Here is an 18,242-nt window from a genome sequence, read left to right as displayed (position 1 = left end):
GTCGAAGTCGGGTTTGCTCAGAAGTCGTCGGGGCCTCAAAATGGCCGATCTTAAATGATTCTCCGGAGCATGTTTGATGTCCGAAAAGGCCCCCTGGATTACTTTCCGACCCGAGCTTAAGGTGCTCGATTGCACCGTTCGCGATGGGGGGCTTGTCAACGCCCACCGGTTCGACGACGACTTCGTCACGGCCATCTATCGCGCGTGTGTCGATGCGGGCATCGACTACATGGAGATCGGCTACAAGAACTCGCCGCGCGTCTTCCCGAAGGACAAATTCGGTGCTTGGCGCCACTGCGACGAGACGGATCTCCGTCGCGTGGTCGGCGATCACGATGCCGAGACGACCGGACTCAAGCTTGCAGCCATGGCCGATGCGGGCAAGAGCGACTGGCAGACCCAGCTCATCCCCGCGAGCGAGAGCGTACTCTCGATGATCCGCGTCGCCTTTTATGCCCATCAGGTGTCCGAGGCGGTCGATATGATCCGCCATGCCACCGAGCTCGGCTACGAGACTACCGCGAACCTGATGGCCGTCTCCAACATCACCGAGACCGAGATCGATACCGTGCTCGAGGCGATTGCCGAGACGCCGGCCAGCACCATGGTGATCGTCGACAGTTTCGGTTATCTCTACCGCGAGCAGATCGACCGGCTCTACCGCAAATACACCGCGGCACTCGAAGGTACCGGCAAGGAGATCGGCATCCACGCCCACAACAATCTCCAGTTGGCCTTCGCCAACACGATCGAGGCCATCATCCTGGGGTGCAACCGGGTCGACTCGACGATTTTCGGCTTCGGTCGCGGCGCCGGGAACTGCCATACCGAGCTGCTGCTCGGTTTTCTTCGCAACCCCAAATTCAACGTCCGCCCCATCATCGATGTCATCCAGAACCGCATGCTGCCGCTGCGTAAGGAGTTGGATTGGGGTCCGTCGGTGCCCTACAACATCACCGGGCAGCTCAATCAACACCCGCGCTCCGCGATCGAGTGGCGCGAGGGCGCGACGCCGGACGACTATCTGACGTTTTACGATAAGGTCGTCTCGGAGATTTGACGGTTGTCGGCGGGCGGCCTCCAGCCTCCAGCGAGCAGATGAAGCCTGATAGCTGATAGCCGGAGGCAGGACGCAGCCAAAAACCCCGAACGCCGATCCGCGTTGGTTCTCCCCCTTAACCCTTGGAGACTGTCATGTCCGACGAAGCGACCTTGACCGTGGGCGACGCGACCTATCGTTTCCCGATCATCGAGGGAACCGAGGGTGAGCGCGCAATCGATATCCGAAACCTGCGCGCGGATACGGGCCTGATCACCCTTGATCCTGGATACGGCAATACCGGGAGTTGCCAAAGCGCCATTACCTTTATCGATGGCGAGCAGGGGATCCTGCGCTACCGAGGAATCCCGATCGAGCAGTTCGAGCAGGCGCCGAACTTCGTCGAGATTGCTTGGCTCCTGATCTTCGGCCATCTGCCGAGCCCGGAGGAATACGACACCTTTGCTGCGGATTTGACCGGTTGCGCCAACCTCGACGAGGGGATGAAGCATCACTTCGAGGGTTTTCCGCGCGCGGCGCCGCCGATGGCCATCCTCTCGGCAATGATCAATGCACTGTCCTGTTTTCATCCGGAGATCTTTGAGATTCAGGACAAGGATTCGGTGCGGATCGCTTCTGCCGGACTGATCAGTAAGATCCGCACCATCGCCGCCTACGCCTACCGTCACTCCAGAGGTTTGCCGTACATCTACCCGGATCCCAAGCTGAGATATGTGCCGAACTTTCTGCACATGATGTTCTCGCAGCCCTTCGAGCAGCATGTCTGCGAGCCGATCGTTCGAGACGCACTCAACCTGATCCTATTGCTGCACGCCGATCACGAGCAGAACTGCTCCACCTCCACGGTGCGTATGGTCGGCTCGAGCCAGGCCAATCTCTTCGCCTCCTGTGCGGCAGGCGTCTGCGCGCTTTGGGGTCCGCTGCACGGCGGGGCGAACGTCGCGGTGCTCGAGATGCTCGAGCAGATCCATCAGGGACAGATGACCCCGGACGACTATGTCCGACTGGCCAAAGACAAGGACAGCAAGGTTCGGTTGATGGGGTTCGGGCACCGGGTCTACCGGAATTTCGACCCGCGCGCGCGGATGCTGGCGAACGTCGCGGAGCGGCTTCTGCCACAGCTCGGGGTGAAGGATCCGCTGCTCGACATTGCGCGTCGCCTCGAGGAGATCGCGCTCGAAGACCCTTACTTCATCGACCGGCAGCTCTATCCCAACGTGGACTTTTACAGCGGCATCATCCTGCGCGCGATCGGAATTCCGGTGAATATGTTTACCGTGATGTTCGCGATCGGGAGACTTCCCGGTTGGATCGCCCACTGGTGGGAGCAGGAGCAGACGCCCGGCAACAAGATCGCTCGGCCGCGTCAGATCTATGTCGGGCCGCGAGAGACCGACCGCGTGCTGTTGAGCGAGCGACGCTGATTCGCCGCACGCGGGTCGGGCGGGGTGCATCGCGCCGGAAGGCGCGGCGCGGGTTCAGAGGTGGAGGCGCCGGACCTCGATGTCGGTCTCGGCGCGCTCCCACATCTGCTCGAAGTCGGCGCACAGCCGATGCGCCTCCCGTCGCCCGTGCATATCGACGACGCCCTCGCTGCCTTCGGCGGATGGCCGCTTGAGGTATGCGCGCCGGTCGCCGATCAAAAAGGCATCCGGACGATCCGGGGTGTCCTCGGCAAGACGCCGGATCGCGATCCTCGATGTCAGACGCTGCGCCAGTCCGACAATGCGGCTCCCGCTTTGGTCGTGTTTGTCGGGACGGCTCAAGAGGACTCGTACCGGCGAGTCCGGTTGTGCGAGCGCAAGCGTCTTGACGGCCTCGATGAACTCCTCCGTGCTGTACAGATCGAGGTCGAGCGTACGATCGAACATGAGTAGCTCGCGTCGCGTACCTTGCGCGATGGCGATCCCCGCGTCACGAATCGCGACTCGCGTTGCGAGCATGCGGGGGCCGTGCTGGTGGCGGGACCCATTCACGTCATCGGACTCCTGCCCTGCGTACATCTGAGCGTGTGCCTTCCGGTTTCGATCGAGAAATCACGTCGCGTCGTGTCCGGAATCGGCAGTTGTGAAATAGCAACAATCCTCGTCGAGCGCTCGCAGGCCACGTCGCTGCTGGGCTCCAGGATCGATTTGCCCTCTCTTGATGTGGCATTCCTGAAGCAGTCGTTGCAAATATGTTTCGCGCACCGAAAAAAGTTGCACTTTTGTGCCTGTTGTAGGCTAAAATGTCGTTGTCCCAAGTGCGGTCTGTCTAAGCTGTCCGCGCCCAATCTTAATCGATGAGCTGACCTCAGACGGCAGACCCGCGGCGAACGAGCGATCCGACGACGATGATGTTGCTTTTTCCTGACATGTCTTCCGCCCAAGGCCAAAGCCGACGCTTGAATCATCATTCATCCACCTGAACAGGAAACCAAAAGATGCGCAAACAGAATAAGACTTCAAGGCTGGCCGCGCTCGCAGCCCCGCTTGCGATGGCCGTCACATTGGCTGCTCCGCTGTCGGTTCAGGCCGACTACAACTACGAGCACTTTTGGTCAGCTCAGCCCGAAGGCACGGCTTGGGTGACCAGCTACGGCGAATGCTGGCAGAGTCTGCACGGCCCCAACGATCTGGAGCCCTGCGTCAAGGCCGCCGTGGTTCCGAAGGAATTCGTCGTTCGACTGAACTTCGAGTTCGATAAGTACGAGATTCAGAACATCGTGAACGACGCCGAGCTGCAACGCCTCGACGACTACATCGCTCAGGTGAATGCGACCGACACCCGCGAAGAGATCTCGCTGGTCGGTCACACCGATGCGAAGGGCTCCGACGAGTACAACATGGCACTCGGTATGCGTCGTGCCGAGACGATTCGCGACTACATGGTCAGCAAGGGTGTCCCGGCCAGCGATATCGTGTCGGTCACCAGCATGGGCAAGCGCGACATGCTGCCTGAGTACGACATCTTCTCGGTGCAGCAGCGCCGCGTGAAGATCCTCGCCGAGTACGAGGGCAACTAAAGCCCCCTCCGCCGATATGCGCCGCCTCGATCGCCGGTTTCAAGCCGGCGGTCGATGCGGCCGACGATCAAGCGGCGATCGTTTCTCTTCGATCTCCGATCCATCCCTTTTGAGTACCGCGCCGACCACGTCAGTGATCGACGCGGCAGGTCCAATAAGCCTCATCCCCCCGACCGGGGCTTATGGGAGGGCCGTTCACGTCTAGGCGTGAGCGGCCTTTTTTATTTTCCCATCACTCAGATTTCGCGTGCAAGCCGAGCGGCATCCCCGAGATAGGTCGCGGGTGTCAGTGCCGCGAGCTCCGTCTTGGCGTCTTCGGGGATCTCCAATCCCTCGATGAACACCTTCAGCGCTTCCGGTCCGATGCGCTGCCCGCGCGTCAGCTCCTTGAGGCGCTCGTAAGGGCGCTCGACACCGTAGCGGCGCATCAGGGTCTGGATCGGCTCGGCCAAGACCTCCCAGTTCGCATCCAGGTCGGCCGCCATCCGTGCCGGATCGGCCTCGAGCTTGCCGATACCGCGCAGCGCCGACTGCAAGGCGATGCTGGTGTGTGCAACGCCGACGCCGAGGTTGCGCAGAACCGTCGAGTCGGTGAGATCGCGCTGCCAGCGCGAGATGGGCAGCTTTGCGGCCAGATGTCCGAGGATGGCGTTGGCGATCCCGAGGTTGCCTTCCGCGTTCTCGAAGTCGATCGGGTTCACCTTGTGCGGCATGGTCGAGGAGCCGACCTCGCCCGCGACGGTACGCTGCTTGAAATAACCGAGCGAGATGTAGCCCCAGAGGTCGCGCGAGAGGTCGATCAGGATCGTGTTGAAGCGCGCGAGGGCGTCGAACAGCTCCGCCATGTAATCATGGGGCTCGATCTGGGTCGTGTAAGGGTTCCAGGCGAGCCCGAGTGACTCGACGAAGTCGCGGGAGACGCCGGGCCAGTCGACGTCCGGATAGGCGACGCGATGGGCGTTGTAGTGTCCGACCGCGCCGTTCATCTTGCCCAGCAGGGTCACCTCGGCGACGCGATCGCGCTGGATGCGCAGCCGGTGGACGAGGTTCGCCATCTCCTTGCCGAGCGTCGTCGGCGTGGCCGGCTGGCCGTGGGTGCGCGAGAGCATCGGCTGATCGGCATAGCGATGCGCCAAGTCCCGGACGGCCGCGATGACGGCGTCCATCTCGGGAAGCAGGACCTGCTCCCGCCCGGCGTTCAGCATGAGCCCGTGGGCGAGGTTGTTGATGTCCTCGGAGGTACAGGCGAAGTGAATGAACTCGCTTGCGGCTTGGAGGCGCGGATGCGCGGCGACCCGCTCCTTCAGGAAATATTCAACCGCCTTCACATCGTGATTCGTTGTGCGCTCGATCTCCTTGATCCGTTGCGCATCCGCGACGCCGAACTGCTCGGCGATGTCGTCGAGCAGCCGGTCGGCCTCGGCCGAGAAGACGGGCACCTCCGGGATTCCGGGATGCCGCGATAGGGTTTGCAGCCAGCGGACCTCCACCAGCACCCGGTAGCGAATCAGCCCGAACTCGCTGAAGATCGGCCGCAGATCGGTCGTCTTGGAGCCGTAGCGGCCGTCGACGGGCGAGATGGCGGTGAGGCCGGTAAGATCCATCGCCATCGGTTCAGGCCGCGAGCCGACGCAGGACGTAGGGGAGGATCCCGCCGTGCCTGTAGTAGTCGACCTCGTTGGGTGTATCGATCCGCACCTTGGCCTTGAAGGTCTTCACCGACCCGTCGGGCGCCGTCGCACGGACGGTCACCGACTTCGCCGTGGCGTTGTCGAGCCCGGTGATGTCGAACTGTTCGGTCCCGGTCAGGCCCAGCGATTGGGCGTTGTCGCCCGGCAGGAATTCCAAAGGCAGGATGCCCATGCCCACCAGGTTCGAGCGATGGATGCGCTCGTAGCTCTCGGCGATCACGGCGCGCACGCCCAAGAGACGCGGTCCCTTCGCGGCCCAGTCGCGCGAGGAGCCCGAGCCGTATTCCTTCCCGGCGAGCACGATGACCGGCGTCCCCTCGGATTGGTACTTCATCGCCGCGTCGTAGATCGACATCTCCTCGCCGTCCGGCTGATGGAGTGTCACGCCGCCCTCGGTGCCCGGGGCCATGAGGTTGCGTAGTCGGATGTTGGCGAAGGTGCCGCGCATCATCACCTCGTGGTTGCCGCGCCGCGAGCCCAGACTGTTGAAGTCCTTGGGATCCACGCCTTTCTCGATCAGATACTTGCCTGCCGGCGAGTTGGGCTTGATCGAGCCGGCGGGCGAGATGTGATCGGTGGTGATGGAGTCGCCGAGCACGGCCAGGCAGCGTGCGCCTGCGATGTCCTCGGCCGGGGCCACGTCCAGCGTCATCCCGTCGAAATAAGGCGGGTTGCGGATGTAGGTCGAGTCGGCCGGCCAGGCGTAGGTCTGGCTCGCGGCCACATCGATCGACTGCCAGCGCGCGTCCCCGGCGTAGACGTCCGCGTAGGCGGAGGTGAACTCGTCGACGGTGACGTTCTCGGCGATGGCCGCGTTGACCTCGTCCTGGGTCGGCCAGATATCCTTGAGATAGACGGGTTGGCCGTTCGGGGCGGTCGTCAGCGGATCCTTGTAGGGGTCCAGATCGATCCGCCCGGCGATGGCGTAGGCGACGACCAGCGGCGGGCTCGCCAGATAGTTCATGCGCACCTCGGCATGGACCCGGCCCTCGAAGTTGCGGTTGCCCGAGAGGATAGAGACGGCGCAGAGGTCATTGTCCGCGATGGCCTTGGAGACCGGCGCGGGAAGCGGGCCGGTGTTGCCGATACAGACCGTACAGCCGTAGCCGACGTTGTGGAAACCCAATGCCTTGAGAGGCTCGGTGAGCCCGGCGCGATCCAGATAGCGCGTCACCGCCATCGAGCCCGGGCCGAGCGAGGTCTTCACCCAGGGCGCGGCCTTGAGACCCAGGGCGGCGGCCTTCTTGGCGACCAAGCCGGCGGCAAGCATGACGCTCGGGTTCGAGGTGTTGGTGCAGGACGTGATGGCCGCGACCACGATGGAGCCGTCGGAGATCTCGACCTCGTGCCCGCCCATAACCGCCTTCGCGGGGCCCTTGCTCGGGATGTTGCGCTCCTTCTTGAGGGCGGCAAGTGCGGCCGGGAAGTGACTCGCCATCTCGGTGAGCGGCACCCGGTCCTGCGGGCGCTTCGGGCCTGCGAGCGAGGGCACGACATCGCCCAGATCCAGGGCGAGGGTCTCGGAATAATCGGCCTCGGCGGCGTCGGCGGTGTGCCAGACGCCCTGTGCCTTGCAGTAGGCCTCGACCAAGGCGATCTGCGCCTCGTCGCGACCGGTCAGGCGCAGATAGTCGAGCGTGACCTGATCGACCGGGAAGAGACCGCAGGTCGCCCCGTACTCGGGCCCCATGTTTGCGATGGTGGTGCGCTCGCCCATCGGCAGGGTCGCGATCGCCGGACCGTAGAACTCGACGAACTTGCCGACCACGCCGTGCTTGCGCAGCATGTCGACGATGGTCAGAACCAGGTCGGTTGCGGTGACGCCTTCGCGCAGGTTACCGGTCAGCTTAAAGCCGACGACCTTGGGAACCAGCATCGAGACCGGTTGGCCGAGCATGGATGCCTCGGCCTCGATCCCGCCCACGCCCCAGCCCAGGACGCCGATCCCGTTGACCATGGTGGTGTGGGAGTCGGTGCCGACACAGGTATCGAAATAGGCTTGGGTGCGGCCATCGAGCGGGTTCGGGAAGATGACGCGCGAGAGATACTCGATGTTGACCTGATGCACGATGCCGGTGTCCGGCGGCACGACCTTGAAGCCGTCGAGCGCCTTCTGGCCCCACTTGAGGAACTTGTAGCGTTCTTGATTGCGTTGGAACTCAAGCTCCGCGTTGAGCGCGAAGGCATCGTTCGAGCCGAAATGGTCGACCTGCACCGAATGGTCGATGACCAGCTCGGCCGGCTGGAGCGGGTTGATCTTGCGCGGGTCGCCGCCGAGCGCCTTCATCGCATCGCGCATCGCCGCCAGATCGACCACGGCCGGCACGCCGGTGAAGTCCTGCATGAGCACGCGGGCCGGGCGGTACTGGATTTCTTTGGAGGGCTCGGCCTTCGGATCCCATTGGGCCAGATCTTCTATGTCCGAACGGGTGACGGTGATGTCGTCCTCGTTGCGAAGCAGATTCTCCAACAGGATCTTCAGCGAGAAGGGCAGGCGGGCGCTGCCTGGGACGGCGTCGAGCTTGAAGATCTCGTAATCCTTGCCGGCGACGTCGAGTGTGGCTTTGGCGTTGAAGCTGTTGGTCATGCGGTGCTCCGGGTTCGGCGAACAGGTTGGGCCCGATTCTAGCGGCCAAGCGGGTGCGGCGCTATATGCTGCGGTGCAGTATGTTCGGGTGGGGGCGGGGCTTGAGCCGCCGGCCTCCAGCTATCAGCTTTCAGACTTCGGATTGGCGGTGCGGTCGGCCAGGCTGTTGAGATAGCGGCGGGCGTCCGCGAGGATCTGCCGATTCTTCAGGAGCATTTGCCAGCGGGTGCCGCCGACCTGCCGCCACAACATGGCGGAGCGGATGCCGGCGAGCAGGAGCGCGCGGACTCGGTTCTGGTTGTCGGGGTTTTGCAGATGCAGCGGATCGCCGCGGACGATGATTCGAGGCTCGAGTGTGCTGAGGGTGTCGGTGTAGATCGCCGCGAGATGGGCCAGCATGTTCGGGTGCAGGAGCGCAAAGTGTTCCTGTTTCGCCTGCGCCGCCTCGATGCCTTCGCCGACGCGTGCGAGGAGATCGGGGCGCGCCGCGAGGGCGCGTTCCAGCTTCATCAAGAGGACCACGTAGCGGGTCAACTCCAGGTTGCGCTCCGGCTTGCCGGTGAGCTGCGCAATGATCTGTCGTGCGCCGTTTGCGACCCGTCCCGGCTCGCCGAAGACCGCTCCCACGTCGTCGGCATTGACCTGCAGGAGGCTGTAGATACAGGGCTCCATGGCGTCGGTGTCCGCCGAGCCGGATCGGGCGACGCGCATAACACAGTTGACGGCCTGATAGATGCCGGCGAGGGCGATGAGGCGGTCGAGATTGTCGTGGGGCATTCGGCTGGGGATCTCCTGAGGGGATTGAAGGTCATTTGAACCCGAACCAGGCGGTTGCGCCAAGCACTCGTTCTCGGTCCGGCTCAGCGCCAACCCGCGTCGATGATCGCACCGCCGAGACAGACGTCGTCGCGGTAGAGCACGACCGACTGCCCCGGTGTCACCGCGCGCTGCGGTTGGTCGAACCGAATCCGGCAACCCGACTCTCCGGCCTCCACGACCTCGCAGTGCTGCAGGGGCTGGCGATGACGCAGACGCGCCAGGCAGCGAAAGGGCGGGTCTTGCGGCGGCTCACCGGCGATCCAATGCGGCCGAGCCGCATGCAGCCCGGAGGACATGAGCAGCGGATGGTGCGTGTCCTGAACCAGCACCAAGGTATTGCGTTCCGCGTCCTTCGCGGCGACGAACCAGGGCGCCTCGCGACCGCCGTGAATGCCGCCGATGCCGAGTCCTTGGCGTTGCCCGATGGTGTAGTAGGCGAGCCCCCGATGCTCGCCGATCGCAACCCCCTCGGCGGTCTCGATGGGGCCGGGCTCGCGCGGGAGGTAGCGGGCGAGAAAGTCCCGGAAGCGACGCTCGCCGATGAAGCAGATCCCGGTGCTGTCCTTCTTCTCGGCATTGGCGAGTCCGAGACCCCTCGCAATCTCCCGGACCTCGCGCTTGGTCAGGTCATGCAGCGGGAAGAGCGCGCGCTCCAATTGAGATTGATCGAGCAGGTGCAGGAAATAGGTCTGATCCTTGTCAGGGTCGGCGCACAGGCGAAGCCGCACGCCCTGCGCATCGCGTGTGACCCGTGCGTAATGGCCGGTGGCGATAAGGTCGGCACCCAGCCCCAGGGCGTGATCGAGGAAGGCGGCGAACTTGATCTCCCGGTTGCACAGGACATCCGGGTTGGGGGTGCGCAAGGCCCGATATTCGCTCAGGAAGGACTCGAAGACGCGATCCCAGTATTCGGTGGCGAAGTTGACGGTATGCAGCCGGATCCCGAGTCGTTCGGCGACGCCGCGCGCGTCGGCCAGGTCTGCCGCAGCGGCGCAGTAGCCGGGGTCGTCGTCCTCTTCCCAGTTCTTCATGAAGAGGGCTTCGACCGCGTAGCCCAGCCCGAGCAGGCGATGGGCGGCGACGGCCGAATCGACACCGCCGGAGAGGCCGACGATCACGCGGGTCGAGCGGGGCTTGTGCAATCCGGCGGTCATCACGCGATTGTACCGGCCATGTCGGTCCGCGTCGCGAGCGGCTGCGCTCGGTCCGCATCGAAGGTCTGCGCAAGCCTCCGAGGCGGTGTTAGCATGGCGTCTTTTGGGCGACGAGAGCACTGCACATGGCCAACGACAGCATCAAGATCCCTGCGGGCGGCGAGAAGATTCAGGTCAACGGGGATCTGTCTCTGAATGTACCGAACAACCCCATCATCCCCTACATCGAGGGCGACGGCATCGGCATCGATATCACGCCGGTGATGTGTGCGGTTGTCGATGCGGCGGTGGCCAAGGCGTACGGCGGCTCGCGCAAGATCCATTGGATGGAGATCTATGCCGGCGAGAAGTCGACCCGGACCTACGGCGAGGATGTGTGGCTGCCGGAGGAGACGCTTGCGGCGGTGAAGGATTATGTCGTCTCGATCAAGGGACCGCTGACGACGCCGGTCGGGGGCGGTATCCGCTCGCTGAACGTGACCCTGCGCCAGGAGCTCGATCTCTATGTCTGCTTGCGTCCGGTGCGTTATTTCACCGGTACGCCGAGTCCGCTCAAGGAGCCCCAGCATACCGATATGGTGATCTTCCGCGAGAACTCGGAAGACATCTATGCGGGTATCGAGTGGCAGGAGGGTACGCCAGCCGCCAAGAAGGTCATCGACTTCCTGCGCAACGAGATGGGCGTGACCAAGATCCGCTTCCCCGAGACCTCCGGTATCGGCATCAAACCCGTCTCGCGCGAGGGGACCGAGCGTCTGGTGCGCAAAGCGATCCAATACGTGATCGACAACGATCGCGCGTCGCTGACCCTGGTGCACAAGGGCAACATCATGAAGTTCACCGAGGGTGCCTTCAAACAGTGGGGGTACGATCTGGCCAAGTCCGAGTTCGGTGCCGAGGAGATCGGCGGGGGGCCGTGGTGCAGCTTCAAGAACCCGAAGACCGGTAAAGAGATCGTGGTGAAGGACGTGATCGCCGATGCCTTCCTGCAGCAGATCCTGCTACGCCCGAAGGATTACGACGTGATCGCGACCCTCAACCTCAACGGCGATTACATCTCGGATGCCTTGGCTGCGCAGGTCGGCGGCATCGGGATGGCGCCGGGGGCGAATTTGTCCGACACCGTCGCCATGTTCGAGGCTACTCACGGGACCGCGCCGAAGTATGCCGGCAAGGATCAGGTGAATCCGAGCTCCTTAATCCTGTCGGCCGAGATGATGCTGCGCCACATGGGTTGGACGGAAGCGGCCGACCTCATCATCAAGGGTGTTGAAGGTGCGATTGCGGCCAAGACCGTGACCTACGATCTCGACAGACTCATGGACGGGGCGACGAAGCTGAGCTGCTCGGGCTTCGGCGATGCGGTGATCGCGCGGATGGATTGACGGGCGAGGGTTTCGGATCTTCGAAAAAAACGGGGCGCGGAACGGAGATTCCGCCCCCGGCTGTCGTCGGCTGTCAGCGTAAAGTCGCCTCCCCTGGCCGACAATCGCGAGCGCTCAGCCCGCGGCGATCAACTGACGCGGTGGACATTGGCCGCATGGAGGCCTTTCGGCCCCTGACTGATCTCGAACTGGACTTTTTGTCCCTCGCGCAAGGTCTTATAGCCATCCATGTCGATGGCCGAGAAGTGGACGAAGACGTCCTCGTCGCGGCCATCGGGCTGCACGAACCCGTAGCCCTTGGCGTTATTGAACCACTTGACAACACCGGTAATCATTTCAGGGCTCCTCCAGGAGTTGCAGGTCTCGCGTTGGTGGTCGTTGTTGTTGTCGTTGTTGATGTCTGACGGGTGCCTTGAAACCTCGGAACCGCGCCATAACTGCGTAGTATAGTAAGGTGATTTCGGGGGTCAAACCGACATCCGCCGGGGCGCTTCGAAACGATCCTCGTCGCGGGTCGGTCCGGTCGGAATCCGAACGCAGGCGTCACGACTCAAACCGGACTCAAACCGGACTCGAAGCGATGCCAAACCGTGCGATCGACATCGCAAGCCTCCAAAATTTTCCTAGAATCCCAATCATGAGTGACGACCTTCCGAGCGAGGAACGCGAATCAGGGCTGACCGTACAGGAGGCGAAACCCAAGCTTCGACGGCCGCCTCTTTTCAAGGTCCTGTTGCTGAACGATGATTACACCCCGATGGAGTTCGTGGTGCAGGTGCTGGAGACCTTTTTCGCAATGAATCGCGAGAAAGCCACCCAAATCATGCTGCACGTGCATACTCGAGGTCGAGGGGTGTGCGGCGTTTTCACCAAAGATATCGCCGAGACCAAGGTGTCGCAGGTGAATGACTTTGCACGCAGTCACCACCACCCATTGCTCTGCACGATGGAAGAAGCTTAGAGCCCGACACACCTGGTCGCTGCAGCGGCTCACACCGTTTCGTCAACCCTGCTTGGATTAGGCCAATGCTGAGCAAAGAACTTGAATTTACGCTGAACCGGGCCTTCAAGGAGGCGCGCGTGAAGCATCACGAGTACATGACGGTCGAGCATATGCTGCTGTCGCTTCTGGATAACCCGACTGCCGCGAAGGTTCTCAAGGCGTGCGGGACGGACTCCGAGAAGCTGCGCCGCGAGATCACCGCCTTCATCGACGAAACGACCCCGCTGATCCCGGACAGCGAAGATCGGGACACGCAGCCGACGCTCGGTTTTCAGCGCGTCCTGCAGCGAGCCGTCTTCCATGTGCAGTCGGCCGGCAAGAAAGAGGTCACCGGGGCAAACGTCCTCGTGGCGCTCTTCAGCGAGCAGGACTCGCAAGCCGTCTATCTGCTCAATCAGCAGGATGTGACTCGGCTGGATGTCGTCAACTACATCTCGCACGGGATCTCCAAGGTCCCCGGCGAGAGTCAGGACGATGAGGCGCCCGGCGAGATCGACGAGCCGCGCGGGGAAGAGAAGGACGGCAACAGTCCGCTCGAAAGCTTTGCGACGAACCTCAACGAGATGGCGCGTCTAGGGCGGATCGACCCCTTGATCGGTCGCGCTGCCGAGGTCGAGCGCACCGTGCAGATCCTCTGTCGGCGGCGCAAGAATAATCCGCTGTTCGTCGGCGAGGCCGGTGTGGGCAAGACCGCGATTGCCGAAGGTCTGGCGAAGAAGATCGTCGACGGCGAGGTCCCGGAGATTTTGAGCGACGCGGTCATCTACTCGCTGGATCTCGGCGGTCTGGTGGCCGGCACCAAATACCGAGGTGACTTCGAGAAGCGCCTTAAGGCGGTGCTCGCGCAACTCAAACGCCAGCGCCACGCGATCCTCTTCATCGACGAGATCCATACCATCATCGGCGCAGGCTCCGCCTCGGGCGGGGTGATGGATGCCTCGAATCTGATCAAGCCTGTGTTGGCGTCCGGCGACCTGCGGTGCATTGGATCCACGACCTACCAGGAATATCGCGGCATCTTCGAGAAGGATCGGGCACTTGCGCGTCGCTTCCAGAAGATTGATGTCGAGGAGCCCTCGGTGGAGGAGACCTTCGAGATCCTCAAGGGTCTCAAGAGCCGGTTCGAGGAGCATCACCAGGTCACCTACACCAACCCGGCCTTGCGTGCTGCCGCGGAGCTGTCGAACCGCTACATCAACGATCGTCATCTCCCGGACAAGGCGATCGACGTCATCGACGAGGCCGGCGCACACGTTCAGCTCAAGAGTCCGGCGAAGCGCAAGAAGCGCATCGATGTCGGCGATGTCGAGGCGATCGTTGCCAAGATGGCGCGCATCCCCTCGAAAAAGGTCTCGGCCTCCGACACCGAGTCGCTCAAGAATCTCGATCGCGATCTCAAGATGGTCGTCTACGGTCAAGACGCGGCGATCGATGCCCTGACCTCCTCCATCCGCATGAACCGCTCGGGCTTGGGGACCGAGGAGAAGCCGATCGGCTCGTTCCTGTTCACCGGACCCACCGGTGTGGGCAAGACCGAGGTGACACGTCAGCTGGCGCGTATCCTGGGGATGGAGCTTCTGCGCTTCGACATGTCCGAATACATGGAGCGGCACACGGTCTCGCGTCTCATCGGCGCGCCGCCCGGATATGTCGGCTTCGATCAGGGCGGACTGCTGACCGAAGAGGTCAACAAGCATCCGCATGCGGTCTTGTTGCTCGACGAGATCGAGAAGGCCCATCCCGACGTCTTCAACCTGCTCCTGCAGGTGATGGACCACGGGACACTGACCGACAACAACGGTCGCAAGGCGGACTTCCGCAACGTGGTCCTGGTCATGACGACCAACGCGGGGGCGGAAGAAACCGCGCGCCGATCGATCGGCTTCACCGAGCAGGATCATTCGACCGACGGCATCGAGGCGCTCAAGCGCTACTTCACGCCCGAGTTCCGCAATCGGCTCGACGCGGTCGTGCAGTTCGGCTCCTTGAGCGAGCAGACGATTCGAAGCGTGGTGGATAAGTTTGTATTCGAGCTCGAGCAGCAGCTCGAAGAGAAGAAGGTGAGCCTCACGATCGATGCCGATGCCCGCGCCTGGCTGGCGAGCAAGGGCTACGACCCGAAGATGGGCGCGCGCCCGATGGCCCGTGTCATCCAGAACCACATCAAGAAGCCCTTGGCCAACGAGCTTCTCTTCGGCGATCTGGTCACCGGCGGTAGCGTGCGCATCCATGTGGAGGGAGAGGCGCTCGCGTTCGAGATCAACGGCGAGCCGCGATCGCTATGAGCCGCGCCCGAGCGACAGGCGTCGCCCTAAGGTCCGAGCCGTCATCGCGTCTCCGACAAAGGAGTGTCGGTCGGCGCGCAAACCCCTGAAACGACGCTTCTCGTCTTCCCTGCGATGGCCGTCGGCCGATGACGCCGGCATCGCTGCCTGCGTCCCGGGTATCCGGGGAGGCTCTTCGCAGTGTCTCCTGGTGCTTTACGGTTCGGCCTGACCTATCGCGCTCGATACACGATGCGGCCTTTCGTGAGGTCGTAGGGGGTCAGCTCGACGGTGACCTTATCGCCCGTGAGGATACGGATATAGTGCTTTCGCATCTTGCCGGAGATATGAGCCGTCACGGTGTGACCGTTCTCCAGCTCGACCCTGAATACAGTGTTCGGCAGGGTCTCGGTGACCGTGCCTTCCATTTGGATAACGTCGTCTTTTGACATAGTTTTTGTATGTTGTACTGCGTGATCGGATCCGGGCCATGAAGCTCCGGGAGTGTACCATAGGTTGAACGCCCCGGCGGGGGCAGCAGCGATCGTATCGTGCCGAGCCGATTGCCCGACGGGTCTCAACCGAAGTCCAAGGGCCGAGTGCGCTCGAACCCGACCCACTTGTGGCCGTCCCACGCCTCGATCGGGCGGAAACGCTCTTTATACCGCATCTTCGCCGAGTCCCGAAGCCAATAGCCCAGATAGAGATAGGGTACGCCGATGCGTCGGGCCGCTTCGATCTGCGCCAGGATCGCGAAGGTCCCCGGCGAGCGTTCCGAATCAGCCGGGTCGAAGAAGGTGTAGACGGCGGAGAGCCCCTGCTCGATGACGTCCGTCACCGCCACGCCGACCAGTCGCTCGCCCAGCCGAATCTCGATGAAGCGGGTCGATCCTCCCCAGCGCTCGACCAGGAAACGGCGGTAGTTTTCTTCGGAGGCATCGTCCGCCATACCGCCTTCGGGATGGCGCGCCCTCAGGTAACGTCTGTAGAGGTCGAAATGGCTCGGCTTGAAGGCGGCCGGGATGTCGAGGAGGCTCAGCTCGGCCGAGTTGCGCCGCCAGTTGCGACGTTGCGAGCGGTCCGGGACGAAATCCGCGACCGGCACGCGCACCGGCACGCAGGCCGCGCAGCCGCGACAGGCCGGTCGATAAACATGCGCGCCGCTGCGGCGGAAACCCTGATCGACCAGGGCCTGATAGGTCGCGCCGTCGATGCTGGCGGTGGGGTCGACGAAGAGGGTGCGCGCCCGATGCCCCGGCAGGTAGGAGCAGTTGTGCTCGCCGGTCAGATAGAGGGCGAGATGGCGCCCGGCAAGGGGGCCGTCCTCGGCATTCATAGTGTCTCCGCGTTGCCGTCGAGAAGGGGCAGGTGCTCGAGTCCGTCGTCCCAGTGTCGACCGGAGGTCTCGGGCGCGGGTTGCCGACAGAGTCGATCCAATCGGTGCACCAGCTCGTCGCGCGGGATCTCCACGGCGCCCAAGCGGATCAGATGCTCGGTGCGCATCTGACAGTCGATCAGGCCGAACCCCCAGCGCGTCAGGCGTTCGCACAGATGCGCGAGCGCGATCTTCGAGGCGTCGGTCGCTCGGCTGAACATGGACTCTCCGAAGAAGGCGGCGCCGACGGCAACGCCGTAGAGGCCCCCGACCAGCTCGCCGTCCTGCCAAACCTCGACCGAATGCGCGATCCCGTGTCGATGAAGCGTCTCGTAGGCCATCACCATCTCCGGAAGGATCCAGGTACCTCCGTGCGCGTCTCGCGGTGCCGCGCACCCGCGAATGACCGCGCCGAAGTCACGGTCCATCGTGACCCTGACGGGTTGCTTGCGCAGCCGTTTGCGCAGACTGCGCGGTACCTTCAAGGACTGCGGAAAGAGCACGGTGCGCGGGTCAGGAGACCACCAGAGGATGGGGTCGCCCTCGCTGAACCAGGGAAAGATCCCGCGTCTGTATGCGTTCTCCAGCCGCTCCGGGGACAGATCGCCGCCGAACGCCAGCAGGCCGTTGGGCTCGCGCAGGGCGTGGCGAACATCCGGGAATGCGGATCTGTCGTGCGGATGCAGTCGCGGAATCATGTCGAGTCGCGTCCGGCCGATGCCGGGTCGGCCGCAGCGCTGCTGTCTCGGCGGTAGGGGCTGTGGGCCTGCATCTCGGCGATGTAGTCGTCCATGCCTTCGGCTTCGAGGGTGACGAAGCGTGCGATGGCGTCGCGGAAGGCCGGGTCGGCGATCCAGTGGGCCGACCAGGTCGGGGTCGGCAGGAAGCCTCGGCTGACCTTGTGCTCGCCTTGAGCACCCGGCTCGAAGCGGGTCAGGCCATTCTCGATGCAATAATCCAAGCCCTGATAGTAGCAGGCCTCGAAATGCAGGCTGTGGAAGTCCTTAAAGCATCCCCAATGGCGTCCGTAGAGCGAGCGCGTGCCGACCAGGTTGAAGGCCGCGGCGACGATGTCGTTGCCGTACTCGGCCAGCACCAGCAGGAGACTCTCGCCCATCGTCTCGCCGATAGCCTGGAAGAAGGGCAGCGAGAAGGTCGGGATCCCGCCGCGCTTGTCGAAGGCGTCGCAATAGAGCCGATGAAAGGTGGCCCATTCCGCCTCCGTGACCGCGTTGCCCGGGATGCGTCGAATCCGTACGCCGGATTCGACGACACGGCGCCGCTCGCGTTTGACCTTTTTGCGCTTCTCGGCCGTAAAGGTCCCGAGATAATCCTCGAACGAGTTGTAGCCCCGGTTGTGCCAGTGAAACTGACAGCCGACGCGTCCGAGCAGGCCCTGACCCTCGAGGAGTGCCTGCTCGTCCTCCGCCGTGAAGAGCCAATGCATCGAGGAGACTCCCGCCTCCTCGGCCACCCGGATCGCGCCCTGAATCAGTGCGCGTGCGTGCTCTTTGCGCGCAGGCGAATCCCCGGTCAGGAGACGCGGTCCCGTCGCGGGGGTGTAGGGGGAGGCGATCACCAGCTTTGGATAGTACCGGAGCCCTTTGCGCCGATAAGCGTCGGCCCAGCTCCAGTCGAAGACGAACTCCCCGTAGGAGTTGAACTTCAGGTAGCAGGGCGCGGCTGCGACCAGATGTCCATCCGCGTCCTGCAGCGCGAGATGCCGCGGCAGCCAACCGAGCGACTCGCCGACGCAGCCGTGACGCTCCATGGCATCGAGGAACTCATGCCGCAGAAAGGGGCTGTCGTCCCCGGCGAGCCGGTTCCATTGATCCGCGGGGATGTCGGCAATCGCCGAGTGGGTCGTCAGTCTGTACATGGGCATCGATCGGATGGCCGG

Annotated in this window: 16 protein-coding genes; 6 read left to right on the top strand and 10 right to left on the bottom strand. The window is 63.3% G+C overall.

Going from position 1 to position 18,242, the window contains the following annotated elements; genetic code table 11:
• Nucleotides 1–76: 76 nt before the first annotated feature.
• Entirely contained in the window at nt 77–1,060 is a 984-nt protein-coding gene (locus BLV04_RS10315) for an aldolase catalytic domain-containing protein (protein ID WP_093031035.1), read from the top strand.
• A 134-nt stretch (nt 1,061–1,194) separates the two neighbouring features.
• Complete coding sequence (locus BLV04_RS10310) at nt 1,195–2,484, top strand: citrate synthase (RefSeq protein WP_093031032.1); 1,290 nt, start codon at nt 1,195–1,197, stop codon at nt 2,482–2,484.
• Between the two features lie 54 nt (nt 2,485–2,538).
• Here the strand turns inward: BLV04_RS10310 and BLV04_RS10305 are convergent, their stop codons facing one another.
• Nucleotides 2,539–3,036: a DUF7931 domain-containing protein gene (locus BLV04_RS10305; RefSeq protein ID WP_139191901.1), complete on the bottom strand. Its 498-nt coding sequence runs from the start codon at nt 3,034–3,036 to the stop codon at nt 2,539–2,541.
• Nucleotides 3,037–3,482: 446 nt separating this feature from the next.
• Here BLV04_RS10305 and BLV04_RS10300 point away from each other — a divergent pair, with 446 nt between their 5' ends.
• On the top strand, nt 3,483–4,064 hold the full coding sequence (locus tag BLV04_RS10300; RefSeq protein WP_093031025.1) for an OmpA family protein: 582 nt from the start codon (nt 3,483–3,485) through the stop codon (nt 4,062–4,064).
• Between the two features lie 236 nt (nt 4,065–4,300).
• Here BLV04_RS10300 and purB read toward each other — a convergent pair whose 3' ends face one another.
• The 4 genes from purB to mnmA all read right to left on the bottom strand — a co-directional run bounded on the left by purB (nt 4,301) and on the right by mnmA (nt 10,315).
• Nucleotides 4,301–5,668, bottom strand: coding sequence for an adenylosuccinate lyase (gene purB, locus BLV04_RS10295; RefSeq protein WP_093031022.1), 1,368 nt, complete (start codon nt 5,666–5,668; stop codon nt 4,301–4,303).
• A gap of 10 nt (nt 5,669–5,678) precedes the next feature.
• Complete coding sequence (gene acnA, locus BLV04_RS10290; RefSeq protein ID WP_093031019.1) at nt 5,679–8,342, bottom strand: aconitate hydratase AcnA; 2,664 nt, start codon at nt 8,340–8,342, stop codon at nt 5,679–5,681.
• A gap of 123 nt (nt 8,343–8,465) precedes the next feature.
• Entirely contained in the window at nt 8,466–9,119 is a 654-nt protein-coding gene (gene hflD / locus BLV04_RS10285) for a high frequency lysogenization protein HflD (protein ID WP_175534581.1), read from the bottom strand.
• Between the two features lie 83 nt (nt 9,120–9,202).
• Nucleotides 9,203–10,315, bottom strand: a complete 1,113-nt coding sequence (mnmA, locus tag BLV04_RS10280) for a tRNA 2-thiouridine(34) synthase MnmA (protein WP_093031013.1) — start codon at nt 10,313–10,315, stop codon at nt 9,203–9,205.
• Nucleotides 10,316–10,440: 125 nt separating this feature from the next.
• Between mnmA and icd the strand changes: the two genes are divergently transcribed.
• Complete coding sequence (gene icd / locus BLV04_RS10275; RefSeq protein WP_093031010.1) at nt 10,441–11,700, top strand: NADP-dependent isocitrate dehydrogenase; 1,260 nt, start codon at nt 10,441–10,443, stop codon at nt 11,698–11,700.
• Between the two features lie 128 nt (nt 11,701–11,828).
• Here icd and cspD read toward each other — a convergent pair whose 3' ends face one another.
• Nucleotides 11,829–12,035 carry a cold shock domain-containing protein CspD gene (gene cspD / locus BLV04_RS10270; RefSeq protein ID WP_007193300.1) on the bottom strand — a complete coding sequence of 69 codons (207 nt, stop codon included), beginning with the start codon at nt 12,033–12,035 and terminating at the stop codon, nt 11,829–11,831.
• Between the two features lie 302 nt (nt 12,036–12,337).
• Between cspD and clpS the strand changes: the two genes are divergently transcribed.
• On the top strand, nt 12,338–12,661 hold the full coding sequence (clpS, locus tag BLV04_RS10265) for an ATP-dependent Clp protease adapter ClpS (protein WP_093031007.1): 324 nt from the start codon (nt 12,338–12,340) through the stop codon (nt 12,659–12,661).
• Between the two features lie 65 nt (nt 12,662–12,726).
• Nucleotides 12,727–14,988: an ATP-dependent Clp protease ATP-binding subunit ClpA gene (clpA, locus tag BLV04_RS10260; protein WP_093031004.1), complete on the top strand. Its 2,262-nt coding sequence runs from the start codon at nt 12,727–12,729 to the stop codon at nt 14,986–14,988.
• A 212-nt stretch (nt 14,989–15,200) separates the two neighbouring features.
• On the opposite strand, the gene infA is transcribed toward clpA, so the two are convergent.
• The 4 genes from infA to BLV04_RS10240 form a co-directional block, all read right to left on the bottom strand.
• A complete protein-coding gene (gene infA, locus BLV04_RS10255) occupies nt 15,201–15,419 on the bottom strand; it encodes a translation initiation factor IF-1 (RefSeq protein ID WP_007193303.1) in 219 nt (72 codons plus the stop codon).
• 125 nt (nt 15,420–15,544) lie between these two features.
• Nucleotides 15,545–16,303 (bottom strand): arginyltransferase, encoded by a 759-nt coding sequence (locus BLV04_RS10250; RefSeq protein ID WP_093031001.1) that lies wholly within the window; start codon nt 16,301–16,303, stop codon nt 15,545–15,547.
• Nucleotides 16,300–17,040 (bottom strand): leucyl/phenylalanyl-tRNA--protein transferase, encoded by a 741-nt coding sequence (gene aat, locus BLV04_RS10245; RefSeq protein WP_093030998.1) that lies wholly within the window; start codon nt 17,038–17,040, stop codon nt 16,300–16,302. Before aat ends, BLV04_RS10250 begins: the two co-directional genes overlap by 4 nt.
• Nucleotides 17,037–18,221, bottom strand: coding sequence for a GNAT family N-acetyltransferase (locus BLV04_RS10240; RefSeq protein ID WP_175534580.1), 1,185 nt, complete (start codon nt 18,219–18,221; stop codon nt 17,037–17,039). Before BLV04_RS10240 ends, aat begins: the two co-directional genes overlap by 4 nt.
• Nucleotides 18,222–18,242: the final 21 nt, after the last annotated feature.

The organism is Thiocapsa roseopersicina, from assembly GCF_900106925.1.
In the GTDB taxonomy this organism is placed as follows: Bacteria; Pseudomonadota; Gammaproteobacteria; order Chromatiales; family Chromatiaceae; genus Thiocapsa; species Thiocapsa roseopersicina.
Note: the sequence above shows the minus strand (reverse complement) of the source record. Positions and strands in the feature narration are given on the sequence as shown.

What these genes read in the sequence shown, in the direction of transcription:
- BLV04_RS10315 (WP_093031035.1), top strand. Translation starts at nt 77, where the DNA reads ATGTCCGAAAAGGCCCCCTGGATTACTTTCCGACCCGAGCTTAAGGTG.
- BLV04_RS10310 (WP_093031032.1), top strand. Translation starts at nt 1,195, where the DNA reads ATGTCCGACGAAGCGACCTTGACCGTGGGCGACGCGACCTATCGTTTC.
- BLV04_RS10300 (WP_093031025.1), top strand. Translation starts at nt 3,483, where the DNA reads ATGCGCAAACAGAATAAGACTTCAAGGCTGGCCGCGCTCGCAGCCCCG.
- purB (WP_093031022.1), bottom strand. Translation starts at nt 5,668, where the DNA reads ATGGATCTTACCGGCCTCACCGCCATCTCGCCCGTCGACGGCCGCTAC.
- acnA (WP_093031019.1), bottom strand. Translation starts at nt 8,342, where the DNA reads ATGACCAACAGCTTCAACGCCAAAGCCACACTCGACGTCGCCGGCAAG.
- hflD (WP_175534581.1), bottom strand. Translation starts at nt 9,119, where the DNA reads ATGCCCCACGACAATCTCGACCGCCTCATCGCCCTCGCCGGCATCTAT.
- mnmA (WP_093031013.1), bottom strand. Translation starts at nt 10,315, where the DNA reads ATGACCGCCGGATTGCACAAGCCCCGCTCGACCCGCGTGATCGTCGGC.
- icd (WP_093031010.1), top strand. Translation starts at nt 10,441, where the DNA reads ATGGCCAACGACAGCATCAAGATCCCTGCGGGCGGCGAGAAGATTCAG.
- cspD (WP_007193300.1), bottom strand. Translation starts at nt 12,035, where the DNA reads ATGATTACCGGTGTTGTCAAGTGGTTCAATAACGCCAAGGGCTACGGG.
- clpS (WP_093031007.1), top strand. Translation starts at nt 12,338, where the DNA reads ATGAGTGACGACCTTCCGAGCGAGGAACGCGAATCAGGGCTGACCGTA.
- clpA (WP_093031004.1), top strand. Translation starts at nt 12,727, where the DNA reads ATGCTGAGCAAAGAACTTGAATTTACGCTGAACCGGGCCTTCAAGGAG.
- infA (WP_007193303.1), bottom strand. Translation starts at nt 15,419, where the DNA reads ATGTCAAAAGACGACGTTATCCAAATGGAAGGCACGGTCACCGAGACC.
- BLV04_RS10250 (WP_093031001.1), bottom strand. Translation starts at nt 16,303, where the DNA reads ATGAATGCCGAGGACGGCCCCCTTGCCGGGCGCCATCTCGCCCTCTAT.
- aat (WP_093030998.1), bottom strand. Translation starts at nt 17,040, where the DNA reads ATGATTCCGCGACTGCATCCGCACGACAGATCCGCATTCCCGGATGTT.
- BLV04_RS10240 (WP_175534580.1), bottom strand. Translation starts at nt 18,221, where the DNA reads ATGTACAGACTGACGACCCACTCGGCGATTGCCGACATCCCCGCGGAT.